At 76.1% G+C, this 13,829-nt stretch carries 7 protein-coding genes; all 7 read right to left on the bottom strand.

What is annotated here, in order from left to right; genetic code table 11:
• Positions 1 to 55: 55 nt before the first annotated feature.
• Positions 56 to 1,675 (bottom strand): alpha/beta hydrolase, encoded by a 1,620-nt coding sequence (locus ACWEO5_RS19380; RefSeq protein ID WP_452163517.1) that lies wholly within the window; start codon positions 1,673 to 1,675, stop codon positions 56 to 58.
• Between the two features lie 261 nt (positions 1,676 to 1,936).
• The gene (locus ACWEO5_RS19375; protein ID WP_452163516.1) at positions 1,937 to 3,025 is read right to left on the bottom strand and encodes a hypothetical protein; all 1,089 of its coding nucleotides are present in this window, start codon (positions 3,023 to 3,025) and stop codon (positions 1,937 to 1,939) included.
• A 297-nt stretch (positions 3,026 to 3,322) separates the two neighbouring features.
• On the bottom strand, positions 3,323 to 4,528 hold the full coding sequence (locus ACWEO5_RS19370; RefSeq protein WP_452163515.1) for a DNA polymerase III subunit delta': 1,206 nt from the start codon (positions 4,526 to 4,528) through the stop codon (positions 3,323 to 3,325).
• A gap of 288 nt (positions 4,529 to 4,816) precedes the next feature.
• Positions 4,817 to 8,017: a dTMP kinase gene (gene tmk, locus ACWEO5_RS19365; RefSeq protein ID WP_452163514.1), complete on the bottom strand. Its 3,201-nt coding sequence runs from the start codon at positions 8,015 to 8,017 to the stop codon at positions 4,817 to 4,819.
• Between the two features lie 78 nt (positions 8,018 to 8,095).
• Entirely contained in the window at positions 8,096 to 10,984 is a 2,889-nt protein-coding gene (gene topA / locus ACWEO5_RS19360; RefSeq protein ID WP_452163513.1) for a type I DNA topoisomerase, read from the bottom strand.
• A 338-nt stretch (positions 10,985 to 11,322) separates the two neighbouring features.
• The gene (locus ACWEO5_RS19355; RefSeq protein WP_452163512.1) at positions 11,323 to 11,823 is read right to left on the bottom strand and encodes a hypothetical protein; all 501 of its coding nucleotides are present in this window, start codon (positions 11,821 to 11,823) and stop codon (positions 11,323 to 11,325) included.
• A gap of 396 nt (positions 11,824 to 12,219) precedes the next feature.
• A complete protein-coding gene (locus ACWEO5_RS19350) occupies positions 12,220 to 13,725 on the bottom strand; it encodes a DUF7059 domain-containing protein (protein ID WP_452163546.1) in 1,506 nt (501 codons plus the stop codon).
• Positions 13,726 to 13,829 lie beyond the last annotated feature (104 nt).

The raw sequence follows: 13,829 nt of genomic DNA, 5'->3' as shown, positions 1-13,829 counted from the left end.
GAGAACACTCCTGACGGACCCGCGGTCCCGCCGGGGCTCCCCGGGGCTCCCCGGGTCAGTCCTTGCAGGTCTTCCCGTTGGCGGGGGCCTCCCCGCCGAGCAGGTAGTCGTTGATCGCGTTGTCGATGCAGGCGTTCTGCCGCTGGTAGGCGGTGTGCCCGTCGCCCTCGTAGGTGAGCAGCCGCCCGTTCTCCAGCTGCCCGGCCAGCGACTTCGCCCAGGCGTACGGGGTGGCCGGGTCCCGGGTGGTGCCGACCACCACGATCGGGGCGGAGCCGGCCGCGCGCACGGTGTGCGGGGCGCCGGTGGCCGCGTCGGGCCAGTACGCGCAGCCGAGCGCCATCCAGGCCATGTCCCGGCCGAAGTGCGGGGCGGCCTTCTCGAAGGCGGGGACGGCGGCGGTGACCGCGGCCGGGTCGGCGAACGGGGCCGGCAGGTCGAGGCAGTTGACCGCCATGTTGGCGTACATCAGGTTCTCGTAGCTGCCGTCGCTGCCGCGCCCGAAGTAGCTGTCGGCGAGCTTGAGCAGCCCGCTGCCGTCGCCCGCCCCGGCGGTGGTCAGCGCCTCGCGCAGGTAGGGCCACATCGACTGGGTGTACATCGCCTGGGCGACGCCGGTGAGCGCCTGGGCCTCGGTCAGCGGGCGGTTCTGCTCGGTCGGCAGCGGCGCCGCGTCGAGCTGCGCGAACAGCGCGGTGAGCTTGTCCCCGGCCTCCTTCGCGCTGTGGCCGACGGGGCAGTCGTCCCGCTTCGCGCAGTCCTCGGCGAACGCCGTCCAGGCGGTCTCGAACCCGCCCGCCTGGGTGAGGTTGCCGGTCACCGCGTCCAGCGCGGGGTCCATCGCGCCGTCCAGCACGACCTTGCCGACCTTGCCGGGGAACAGGCCCGCGTACGTCGCGCCCAGGAAGGTGCCGTACGACTTGCCGACGTAGTTGAGCTTCGGGTCGCCGACCAGCTGCCGCAGCACGTCCATGTCGCGGGCCGCCTCCACCGTGGAGACGTGGCCCAGCAGGTCGCCCGCCTCGGCCCGGCAGCCGTCCGCGAACCCCTTGTCGGCGGTCACCACCGCGTCGACCTCGCCCTGGTCGTCGGGGGTCAGGTCGGTGGTGGTGTAGGCGTCCATCCGCGGACCGGTCAGGCAGGTGATCGGCTCCGAGCGCCCGACCCCGCGCGGGTCGAAGCCCACCAGGTCGTAGCCGGCCCGCACGCCCGCGTCGTAGCGCGCCGCGACCCGCTCCGCGTAGTCGATCGCCGACCCGCCCGGGCCGCCCGGGTTCAGCAGCAGCGAGCCGATCCGGTGCGACGCGTCGCCCGCGGGCTTGCGGACCGCGGACAGCTCCACGTCGTGCCCGTCCCCGGGGTGCGCGTAGTCCAGCGGCACCTTGAAGGTGGTGCACTCGAACCCGGAGTCGCACGCCTTCCAGCTCAACTTCTGCGCGTAGTACGGGGCGAGGCCGGCCGGCTGCTCGGCCGGCAGCGGCTCCAGCGGGGTCGCCCCGGACGCCGCGGGGCTGCCCGTCGCCCCGCCCGGCACGCTGTCCGTCGACTGGCCCGGGGTGCCGGACGGCGTACCGGAGGAGGCCGGGTGTCCGGAGGTGCAGCCCGCCAGCAGCAGCGAAACGGCGGCGGCCAGCACGACGGCGGGCGCCGTCCGACGGCTCCGGGCGACTCTCATGACGGCGGGTCCTCTCCCCTGGGGAACGGCTGCGGCGGCCGGGAGCCCGAGCCTAGCGGGCGCCACCGCCACCCCCGGCGACTCGCCCCGCGAGCACCCCGCCCGGCCGACCGGCACACCGCCGATCGCACCACGGCCCCGCGCCGAACGGCCCAACCCCGTACGGGACGGCCCAACCCCGTACGGGACGGCCCGCCCCACGCACGGGACGGCCCGCTCCCCCGGACCGGACCAGTCGCCCCCGCCAGCCCCGACCGGCCGCTACTTGGCCAACTGCTCCGCCAGGTACTGCACCGCGACCCGCACCAGCCGCAGCCGCTCCCGCTCCGGCGTGTAGTCCTGCACCACCTCCGAAGTGCGCACCTCGGCCCGCGACTTCGCGTCCCGCAGGGCCGCCTGCACCGCCCGCCCGGACGCCAGCGCCGCCGCGTCCCGCTTCGCGGCGGCCAGCAGCAACCGCGGCGCCACCGCCCCGGGAGCCTCCGCCGCCGCCCCGGCCAGCGCCTTCGCGTCGTACCGGCCGGAGACCGCCGCGGCCGCCCCGTACAGGTCGGGGCGGGCCAGCCCGGCCGCGGCCGCGCAGGGGGCGCCGCCGTCCACACCGAGCACGCTCCAGCCGCCCGGGCCGGCCGGCAGGGTGCGGAAGGCCGCGCCGACGGCCGCGCGCAGCGCCGCGTCGTCCGCGACCGCCTGCGGGGCGGCCGCCACCAGGTCGCAGGGGTGGCCGGTGCCGCCGGGCGCCTCGGGGGCGACCACCACGAACGGGCGGGCCTTGCCCTGCTGCACCGCCGACGCCACGCCGTCGAACACGTCCGGCAGGTCGGCGTCGGCGGTGCGCCCGGGCGTCCCGGAGTGCAGCACGATCACCGGGAACCGGTCCGCCGGGTTCTTCCCGTACTCGGCCGGCAGCCAGACCCGCACCGTCCGCGCCCGCCCGTCCGGGCCGGGCACCGACCCCTGCAGCAACTCCCCGCCCGCCGCCCGGCCCGCACTCGCGAACGCCACCGGCGAAGCCGCCGGGGACGGCCCCGGGGACGAGGACGAGGAGGGCGACGCGGACGGCGACGCGGACGAGGACGCCACCGCCCGGTCCGCGCTCCCCGCCTCCGCCGCGACCGCCCGCACCACCCCGCCCCGCTCCCCCAGCAGCACCGCCACCCCCAGCGCGCTCACGCACGTCAGGCAGAGCACCGCCGCCCCCGCCCGCACCAGCACCGGCCGCGCCTCCGCCGCCAACTCGTACGTCTGGGCGGCCCGCAGGTCCCGCCAGCGCACCATCGCCGAACGGGCCAGCCAACTGCCCGCCACCGCGGCCACCAGCAACGACAGGACGAGGAGCGAACGGGGCATGGGGACGCACCACCTCGGGGAAGGACCGGCCGCCGGACGCGAGCGCGTGGTCAGTGCACAGGGTGCAAGACCGAGCGTCCCCGCGCCCCGGGGCGGTACGGGCGCCTCCACACGTTCACTCGAACGAGCGACGGCCGGACGGCCCCGGGGCACGCCCCCGCCCGGGCACCGGACGCGCGGAGTACCGGCCGCGCGAAGTACCGGCCGCCGCCACGGAAGCCGGGGCACGGCCCGGGCACCCAGCCCGGCCGCTCGACCCGCCGCCGCTCGACCCGCCGCCGCTCAGCCCGCCGCCACTCAGCCCGCCCGCAGCGCCACCGTCATCGCCTCCACCGCCAACAGCGGGTCCACGTTCCGGTCCAGCGCCCGGCGGCAGGCCAGCACCGCCTCGATCCGGCGCAGCGTGTTCTCCGCCGCGCCCTCGCCCGCGATCCGCTGCAGCGCCGGCCGCTGGTCGTCGTTGGCCAGTGCCCCGCCCGCGCCGAGCTGCAGGGCCAGCACGTCCCGGTAGAAGCCCAGCAGGTCGCCCAGCGCCACGTTCAGCGTCTCGCGGCGGGTCCGGGTGGCCCGGCTCTTCTGCCGCTTCTCCAGCTCCTTGACCGCCCCGGCCATGCCGCGCGGCGCCCGGCTGCCCTCCGCCGCGCCGTACGCGGCCCGCAGGTCCTCGGTCTCCCGGGCGTCCTGGGTCTCGGCCAGCGCCTCGGCGTCCGCCTTCGCGGTGTCCACCAGCCGCTGGGCGGCCGCCAGGCAGCCGCCCAGGTCGGCCACCTCCAGCGGGATCCGCAGCACCTCGGCCCGCCGCGACCGGGCCTGCTCGTCCACCGCGAGCCGCCGCGAGCGCTCGATGTCGCCCTGCCCGGCCAGCGCCGCCAGCCGGGCCGCCTCCGGCTCCACCCCGTCGCGGCGCACCAGCATGTCGGCGACCGCCTCCGCGGGGGGCGTGCGCAGCACCAGCAGCCGGCAGCGCGAGCGGATCGTCGGCAGCACGTCCTGCACGGACGGCGCGCACAGCAGCCACACCGTCCGCGGCGAGGGCTCCTCGACGCCCTTGAGCAGCGCGTTGGCGGCCGCCTCGGTCAGCCGGTGCGCGGCGTCCACCAGGATCACCGACCAGCGGCCGCCGGTCGGGTAGCTCGCCGCCCGCAGCACCAGGTCGCGCATGTCGCCGACGCCGATCGACAGGCCGTCCGTCCGCACCTGCTTCACGTCCGCGTGGCTGCCGGACAGCACGGTGTGGCACCCGTCGCAGAACCCGCAACCCGGCACCCCGCCCAGCTCCAGGTCCGGGCTGGTGCACTGGAGCGCCGCCGCGAAGGCCCGCGCGGCCGTCACCTGCCCGGCACCGGGCGGGCCGGTGAACAGCCAGGCGTGCGTCATCAGCGAGGCGTTCCCCGCCGGCGTCTCCCCCCGGCCGGCCAGCACGCTCGCCCGCGCCGCCCGCGCCGCCGCCTGCAGCTGTTCGACCACCCGGTCCTGCCCCACCAGGTCGTCCCAGACACTCACGCCGCGCTCCTCGTCACCGATACCACCGATACCACCGATGCCGCCGATGCCACTCGTGCCATCGCGGCCCTTGCAGCCCTTGCAGCCCTTGCGGCCACCGCGGTCACCTCGCTGACCGCTCCCGCCGCTTCCACCGCCCCGCCGAGCCTAACCCCGCCCGGAGACAGCCCAGGCCCGCCCGGGACAGCCCCGGCGCGGCGGGCGCCCCGCGCGAACGGGGCCGCGACGCGGGCAGTGCACCTGCCGTTCCGTCGCGGCCCCGCCGCACGTGCCGTTCTTCCCGAGCGGCTAGTCCTTGCGGCGGCGCCAGCCGCCCTTCTTCGACTGCCGGTCCGACCCGTCCTGGTCGTCCTCGGGCTCCTCCGTCTCCCAGCGGGCCCACTCCTCGCGGGAGCCGAGCAGACTGTCGGTCAGGCTGGGCAGGTCGTCGAGCGGCGTCTCCTCCGCCCAGTCGGGCCGGGGCCGCAGCTCGCGGGTCTGCGCGGAGTCGTTCTCGTCCCGGAACAGCCCCTGGGGCACCCGGGCGGTCGGGTCGTCCGCCTTGGGCAGCACCGCCGTCTCCTCGGCGTCCGCACCGCCGTCCTCGATCACCGGCAGCACCGCGGTCCCGTCCACCGTCGGCAGCACTGCGGTCTCCTCCACCGCCGGCTTGCCCCGGCCGGGCCGGGGCAGCTCACGGGTGGTCTCCGCGTCCGCCCCGTCCTCGACCTTCGGCAGCACCGCGGTCTCGTCGACCGGAGCACCCTTCGGAGCCGGAGCCGGAGCAGCCTTCGGAGCCGGAGCCGGAGCCGGAGCGGCCTCCGCCGCCAGTGCCGCGGCCGTCTCCGCCTCGGCGGCCCGCCGGGCGGCCTCCGCCCGCTGCAGCGCCTCCTCGGCGCGCCGCCGCTGCTCCTCCCGCTGCAGCTCGCGCTGCCGGGCGAACTCGGCGCGGGCGGCCTCCTCCGCGGCGGCCTTGCGGGCGGCCTCCGCCGCCGCCTCGGCCCGGGCGGCCTCCTCGGCGCGTCGCTTCGCGTCCTCCTCGGCGCGCCGGGCGGCCTCCGCCTCGGCGGCGATCCGGGCCGCCTCCGCGGCCTTGCGGGCGGCCTCGGCCTCGGCGCGGGCGGTTTCCTCGGCGGCGAGCCGGTCCTTCTCGGCCTGCTCGGCGCGCAGCTGCTCCAGCAGTTCGAGGCGCTTGCGCTCGGCCTCCTCGGCGGCCTTGCGGGCGGCCTCGGCCTCGGCGGCGCGCCGGGCGGCCTCCTCGCGGGCCTTGCGCTCCTGCTCGGCCTTGGCGGCCTTCTCCTGGTCGGAGAGCGGCAGTTCGCGGTCGAGCCGGTGCCGGATCGAGGTGGTGACGACGGCGGGCGTCTGGGTGCCGTCGACGACCAGGTAGCGGGCCGGGTCGGCGGCGGCGAGCGCCAGGAATCCGGAGCGGACCCGCTGGTGGAACTCGGTGGGCTCGGACTCCAGCCGGTCCAGCGCCTCGGTGAAGCGGTCCCGGGCGGCGGTCGGGTCGACGTCCAGGACGACCGTCAGGTCGGGCACCAGCCCGCCGGTGGCCCAGCGGGAGATCCGGGCGACCTCGGTGGCGGCCAGGTCGCGGCCCGCGCCCTGGTAGGCGATGGAGGAGTCCATGTACCGGTCGGTGATGACGACCGCGCCGCGCTCCAGCGCCGGGCGGATCACGTTCTCGACGTGCTCGGCCCGGTCGGCGGCGTAGATCAGCGCCTCGGCCCGGTGCGAGAGCCCGGTGTTGCCGACGTCCAGCACGAGGGCGCGCAGCCGCTGCCCGATCGGGGAGCCGCCGGGCTCGCGGGTGAGGACGACCTCGTGGCCCTTGGCACGGATCCACTCGGCCAGCGCCTGCGCCTGGGTGGACTTGCCGGCCCCGTCGCCGCCCTCCAGGGCGATGAAGTAGCCCTTGCCGGCGGCCCGGTGCGGGGCCACCTCGGCCCGCCCGCGGACGGCCTGGGCCAGCTCGCGGCCGAACGGGACGACGCCGCGCTGGTCGTCGGTCTTGAGCAGCACGACGGCGGCCAGCACCAGGGTGAGCAGCCCGGCGGTGGAGACCGCGAGCGCGGCGCCGCCGTGGATGAAGGTGAAGTGGCCGCGGCCGACCTCGCCGAGGCTGACCTGCCCGTACGCGGCGGCCAGCAGCGGCATGCCGACGAGTGCGGCGCCGACGACGGTCCGCAGCACGGCGTACAGGTGCTCGGTGACCTTGCCGAGCCGGATCTCCTCGATCTCCTGGGCGAGCAGCCCGCGGCCGGTGGCGATGACGACGCCGGCGGCCAGGCCGGCCAGCACGGTGAACAGCAGCACCAGCACGAAGTCGAGGACCAGGCCGGCCAGGATCAGCGCCACGCCGGAGGTGACCAGGCCGAGCGCGAGCAGCCGGCGGCGGGACAGGCCGGGCAGGGTGGCCCGGCTGAGCCGGACGCCGACCGCGGGGGCGCCCGCGGCGGCCAGCACCAGCAGGCCGTAGCCGATCGGCCCGGCCAGGTGCTCGCCCGCGGTGAGCAGGCCGAGCGCGGCGACGCCGGCCATCGAGGCGTACCCGGCGGCGATCGCGAAGGTGAAGTACGGGGCGGAGCCGGTGCGGCCCTTCTTCAGGGAGGGGCCGAAAGAGGGGCGACGCGAAGCGTCTCCGGCAGGGGGGGTGGCGGGCGACGGGTGGACGTCGGTGGGGGCGCGCAGGCCCTGCAGCGGGGAGCGCGGGGCGGTGCTGGCCCCGGCCGGGAGCTCCTGGAGGTACAGCAGGGCGGCGTTGGCGGCGAACAGCCCGGCGGCGCCGAGCGCGGCGACGGTGAGCTGGTGCGCGTGCAGCCACTCCAGGCCGATCGCGGCCAGCACGTTGTTGAGCAGGGTGAGGCCGATCAGCCCGCCGGCGGCCAGCGGCAGCGCGGCCCAGCCGGTGCGCGCGTCCAGGGTGCGGACGGCGTCCAGCGCGGCGGCGGACGGCGGCCCGGGCTGTTCGGGGACGGTCAGCAGGCCGGGCACGGCGGCGGCCTTGCCGATGGTCCAGATCCGTTCGGCGGTGCCGGCCAGGAAGGCGGTGGCGAGCAGCGGCCAGGTCGCCGAGCCGGGTGCCCAGACCACCCACCAGGGGGCCAGGCCGATCAGCAGCGCGCGGACCAGGTCGGCGCCGAGCAGGCTCCAGCGCCGGTCCAGCTTGCCGCCGACCAGGGCGTGCACCGGGCCGAGCAGGGCCGCGCCGACCAGGACGGTGGCCAGCAGCCGGGCGGCGAACACCGCGGCGACGGCGAGCGCGAGCGCCCGGTAGCCGTGCCCGAGCTGGCCGCCGAGCGCGGCGGCCACCACGGTGAGCGGCACCAGCACCAGCACGGTCAGCCGGTCGGCGGCCCCGCCGAGCAGCTGGGTGGTCCACAGTTTCCGGTAGGGCCGCAGCCTCAGCAACGCACGGGCCCGCTCGCCGGGTGTCCCGGCGGGGGCGACCTCCGGGAGGCCGGGGGCGGCGGTGCGTGCGGTGGGGGGCAGCTCCTCGCTCGTCATACGGTCAGCGTAGCGAGTGCGGGTGCCCGTCCTTAACGGGCCCGCCCGGATTCGAACAGGCCCGTTACGGAGCGTCCGTCAGCTCTCCTCGGAACCGGCGCCGCCGGCCCCGTTCCCCTCGGCCGCGGCGGCCCCGGCGGCGGTCTTCTTCGCCGCCGTCCTCTTCACCGTCGCGGTCTTCTTCGCCACGGTCTTCTTGGCCGCGGTGGTCTTCTTCGCCGCCGTCTTGGCCGCCGCGGTCTTGGTCGCCGCCGCCTTCTTGGCCGGGGCCTTCTTCGCCGGGGCCTTCTTGGCGGTCTTCTTCACCGGCCCGCGGGCGCGCTTCTCGGCGAGCAGCTCGTACCCGCGCTCGGGGGTGATGGTCTCGACCTCGTCGTCCTTGCGGAGCGTCGCGTTGGTCTCCCCGTCGGTCACGTACGGGCCGAACCGGCCGTCCTTGACCACCACGGGCCGCTCGCTGACCGGGTCGGTGCCGAGCTCCTTGAGCGGCGGCGCGGCGGCGGCCCGGCCGCGCGCCTTGGGCTGGGCGTAGATGGCCAGCGCCTCGTCCAGCGTGATGGAGAGCAGCTGGTCCTCGCTGGTGAGCGAGCGCGAGTCGGTGCCGCGCTTGAGGTACGGGCCGTACCGGCCGTTCTGCGCGGTGATCTCGTTGCCCTCGGCGTCGGCGCCGACCACCCGCGGCAGCGAGAGCAGCTTCAGCGCGTCGTCCAGCGTGACGGTGTCCAGGTCCATCGACTTGAACAGCGAGGCGGTGCGCGGCTTGACGGCGTTCTTGCCGGTCTTCGGGGTGCCCTCGGGCAGCACCTCGGTGACGTACGGGCCGTACCGGCCGGCCTTGGCGACCAGCGGGTTGCCGCTGACCGGGTCGGTGCCGAGCTCGCGCTCGCCGCTGGGCTTGGCGAACAGTTCCTCGGCGAGCTCGACGGTCAGCTCGTCCGGCGGCATGTCCTCGGGGACGTCGGCGCGCTGGCCGGTCTCGCCCTCGACGGCGGCGGGGCGCTCCACGTACGGGCCGAAGCGGCCGACCCGGAGCACGATGCCGTCGCCGATCGGGAAGGAGCTGATCTCCCGGGCGTCGATCGCACCGAGGTCGGTGACGAGCTCCTTGAGGCCGCCGAGGTGGTCGCCGTCGCCGTTGCCGGCCTCGGCCGCGTACCCGGCCCCGTCGCCCTCGCCGAAGTAGAAGCGCTTGAGCCACGGCACGGACTCGGCCTGGCCGGCCGCGATCCGGTCGAGGTCGTCCTCCATCTTGGCGGTGAAGTCGTAGTCGACCAGCCGGCCGAAGTGCTTCTCCAGCAGGTTGACCACCGCGAAGGACAGGAAGGACGGCACCAGGGCGGTGCCCTTCTTGAACACGTACTTGCGGTTGATGATCGTGTCGATGATCGAGGCGTAGGTGGAGGGGCGGCCGATCTCCCGGTCCTCCAGCTCCTTGACCAGCGAGGCCTCGGTGTAGCGGGCCGGGGGCTTGGTGGCGTGGCCCTCGGGGGTGAGCTTCTCGGCGGCCAGCGGGTCGCCCTCGGCGACCTGCGGCAGCCGGCGCTCGCGGTCGTCCAGCTCGGCGTTCGGGTCGTCGGCGCCCTCGACGTACGCCTTCAGGAAGCCGTGGAAGGTGATGATCTTGCCGGAGGCGGAGAACTCGGCGTCCCGCCCGTCGGCGGCCCGGCCGCCGACCTTCACGGTCACCGACTGGCCGACCGCGTCCTTCATCTGGGAGGCGACGGTGCGCATCCAGATCAGCTCGTACAGCCGGAAGTCGTCACCGCCCAGGCCGGTCTCGGCGGGCGTGCGGAAGCGGTCCCCGGACGGGCGGATCGCCTCGTGCGCCTCCTGCGCGTTCTTCACCTTGGAGGCGTAGGTGCGCGGCGCGGACGGCAGGTAGTCGGCCCCGTACAGCTGGGTGACCTGGGCGCGGGCCGCGGTGATCGCGGTCTCCGACAGCGTGGTCGAGTCGGTGCGCATGTAGGTGATGAAGCCGTTCTCGTACAGCTTCTGCGCCACCTGCATGGTCCGCTTCGCGCCGAAGCCCAGCTTGCGGCTGGCCTCCTGCTGCAGCGTGGTGGTGCGGAACGGCGCGTACGGGGAGCGGCGGTACGGCTTGGACTCGACGCTGCGGACGCTGAACGCGGTCTGCTGCAGCCCGGCGGCCAGCGCGCGGGCGGCCTGCTCGTCCAGGTGCAGGGTGGTCGCGGCGCTCTTCAGCCGGCCGTCCGGACCGAAGTCGCGGCCGGTGGCGACCCGCTTGCCGTCGACCGAGACCAGCCGGGCGCCGAAGGACTCCGGGTCGGCCGAAGCGGCGGCGGTGCGGCCGGTGCCGAAGGTGCCGACCAGGTCCCAGTAGGAGGCCGAGGTGAAGGCGATCCGCTCGCGCTCGCGCTCGACCACCAGGCGGGTGGCCACCGACTGGACCCGGCCCGCCGACAGCTTCGGCATGACCTTCTTCCACAGCACGGGGGAGACCTCGTAGCCGTAGAGCCGGTCCAGGATGCGGCGGGTCTCCTGGGCGTCGACCAGGCGCTTGTTCAGGTGCCGCGGGTTGCGCACGGCCTCCTGGATCGCGTCCTTGGTGATCTCGTGGAAGACCATCCGGTGCACCGGCACCTTGGGCTTGAGCACTTCCTGCAGGTGCCACGCGATGGCCTCGCCCTCGCGGTCCTCATCGGTGGCGAGGAAGAGCTCGTCGGACTCCTTCAGCAGTGACTTCAACTTGGTGACCTGGGACCTCTTGTCCGGGTTCACCACGTAGATCGGGGCGAAGTCGTGGTCCACGTCGACGCCGAGGCGGCGCACCTCGCCGGTGTACTCGTCCGGGACCTCGGCGGCCGTGCCGGGCAGGTCACGGATGTGACCGACGCTGGCCTCGACGATGTAGCCGGGCCCGAGGTAGCCCTTGATCGTCTTGGCCTTGGCCGGCGACTCGACGATGACGAGTCGCTTGCCGTGCGCGGTCTCGCTGCTCGGGGACACCTTCGCTCTTCTCTCCCGGTCGTTTACCAAAGCTCCTGGACCGCCTCAGCGCGACAGCCCCACCAGCGGAGTGTGACCGTACCCTGGCCACCCTTGTCAAACGGACGGAACCTGCTTTTTCACCGGCAAGGCCGACCGACGCCACTCGAACGGTAACCCGATGGCAGGTCCCGGGGCATGTCTTTCCCGGGCAACCGCACCCGTCACCCGGTGCGACCGGGTCGGTCGCCGAACGGCCGGAACCCGCCCGCGCGGCCGGTGGACGCCCCTCGCCGGGGTGTCCGGGAGGACGACCCGCGTGACCGACCGGCGCGTTCCGCCGCCCCGGCCCGGCGGGGTCAGCGCAGCGCCGTGGCCAGCAGCGTCAGGCCGCCGGCCAGCGCGGACGTGGCGAGCAGCACCCAGAACAGGTCGGCGGGCAGCGAGGGGAGTTCCTCCTGCGCGGCCAGCACCACCCGGTCCGGCCGCCGCGGGTCGTAGGCGACCCGGACGGCCGCGCCGGGGGCCAGCCGGGCCGGGCGCCGCAGCGGCGTGCTGCCCCGCGGCCGGGCCAGCACCAGGTGGTACGGCTCGTCCGGTTCGACGACCGGGTGCAGTTCGCGGACCGTCCCGGCGGTGGCGGCGGCCCGCTCGCCGAGGGCCGCCACCGGGTAGGACAGCAGCGGACTGCCGTCCATCGCACCGGCCCGGTCCGGATCGGCCACCACCTGCGCGGTGGCCGACACGCCACGCCGACGCAGGCGGTGGCGCAGGCGCAGTTCCACGGCGCACCAGAGCAGCAGCGCGCTCCCGAAGAGCGTCAGGACCGCCCCGCCCACCAGCGCCGTCGGCGTCTCCACCCCGGGCCTCCCCCGCGTTTCCACAGCTTGTGGACAGCACCCTGGCAGCCGGTGGACAACCGGTGGCGGACACCCGGAGTACGCCCGGCCACGCACGGGGAAAGGGCGGGTGAACACGCCCCGCCCGGGGCGTGCCGAGCACGGCGCGGGCCTCGGCGCGGCCCTGGGCGCCGCGGCCCGGCCACCGTGCCCAACGAGGGCGGGCCGCACAGGTCACCGGGGCCACCGGGTGACCAACGTCACCACCGGACGGGCCCGGCCGCCGGGGCGGCACGGGTGTGCCGGAGGCGGGTGCGGCGCGGTACGGGGCAGCGCGGGGCGGGCGGCGCGGGCCGGGCAGCGCGGCACGGGCCGGACCGGGCGGCGCGGGCCGGACCGGGCCGGACCGGCCTGGGTTCAGCGCACCGGCTCGACGAAGCCCTGTTCGGTGAGCAGCCGCAGCGACTCGGGCACCCGCTCGCGCAGCAGTTCCCGGTCCTCGCCGAGCAGTTGGGCGATCGCGTCGACGATCTCCCCGGCGGCGAGGGTGCCGTCGCAGACGCCGACGAAGCCCGCGCCGACCGTGTCGACCTTGGTGGCCCGGCGCATGCCCCGGTTGTGCCGGAGCACCACGTGCTCCGGGTCCTCCGAGCCGGGGTCGCCGATCTGCTCCTGGACCACCTCGTCGGCGAGCAGGTAGCGGGCGGCGAGCAGCCCGGCGTCGTCGTGGGCGCGCAGGAAGTCCTGCCGGGCGAACCACTCCTCGATGTGCGGGCCGAGCGGCTGCTCCACGGGGTGCGGCCACTCCTCGATCCGCACCACGGGCTCGGCCGCGCCGGAGGCCCGCAGGGTGATCCAGCCGAAGCCGATGCCCTCGACGCCGGCCGCCTCGAAGGCGTCCAGCCACTCCTCGTACCGGTCGGCGTACTCCTCGCCGCGGTGGTCGCCGCCGTCACGCAGCCACAGCTCGGCGTACTGGGCGACGTCCTGCACCTCGCGCTGCACCACCCAGGCGTCCAGGCCGGTGCCGGCCACCCAGCCGGCCAGCCGGTCGCGCCAGTCCTCGCCCTCGACGTGCTGCCAGTTCGCCAGCAGCTGGCAGTAGCCGCCGGGCGCCAGGTGGGCGGCCGCGCCGCGGACCACGCTGCGGCACAGCTCGTCGCCGGCCATCCCGCCGTCCCGGTAGGTGAACCGGCCGGCCGGGGAGATCACGAACGGCGGGTTGGAGACGATCAGGTCGAAGCGCCGGTCGCCGACCGGCTCGTACAGGCTGCCCTCGGCGGTCTCCACCTGGTCGAAGCCGGAGAGCGCGGCGGTCAGCCGGGTGAAGTGCAGGGCCCGCGGGTTGAGGTCGGTGGCGGTGACCCGCTGGGCGTGCCGGGCCGCGTGCAGGGCCTGCACGCCGGAGCCGGAGCCCAGGTCCAGCACCTCGCGCACCGGCCGGCGCACCGTCAGGTTGGCCAGCGTGGTGGACGCCCCGCCCACGCCGAGCACCAGGTCGCGCCGCTCGACCCCGGCGGCCGTCCGGCCCGAGCCGATCCCGCCCGCGCCGCCGACGGCGCAGCCCAGGTCGGACACCACCCAGGCGTCCGCGCTGGGCAGCCCGGCCACCTCGTCGGCGTACGGCCGCACGTCCACGGTGGCGCGCAGCCCGTCGCCGTCGGCCGCCAGCCAGCCGTCGGCCAGCAGGCCGTCCAGCAGCCCGTCGGTCGGCAGCGCGGCGGCGGCCGCGGCCCTCGGCACGGCCCGCTGCAGCAGGAAAAGCCGCACCAGGGTCTCCAGCGGCGAGCCGCCGCGGGTCGCCCGCAGCGCGGGAACGGCCTCGCTGCGGGCCAGCGCCGCGTACGCGGTGGGGCCGAGCAGGTCCAGCAGTCCGTCGGCGGTGAAGGAGGCGCTCAGCAGCGCCTCGCGGAACTCCGCCATCCGGCCGGAATCAAGAACGGGGCTGTTCGTCACCCCGCCATTCTCCCCCGTCCGGCGCCCCGCCCGCCCCGCCCGCCCCGCCCGCCCGGCCGGGTGCCCGGGCG

The sequence above is a fragment of the Kitasatospora sp. NPDC004272 genome (assembly GCF_053603035.1).
This window is presented reverse-complemented; position numbering and strand designations above follow the sequence as displayed.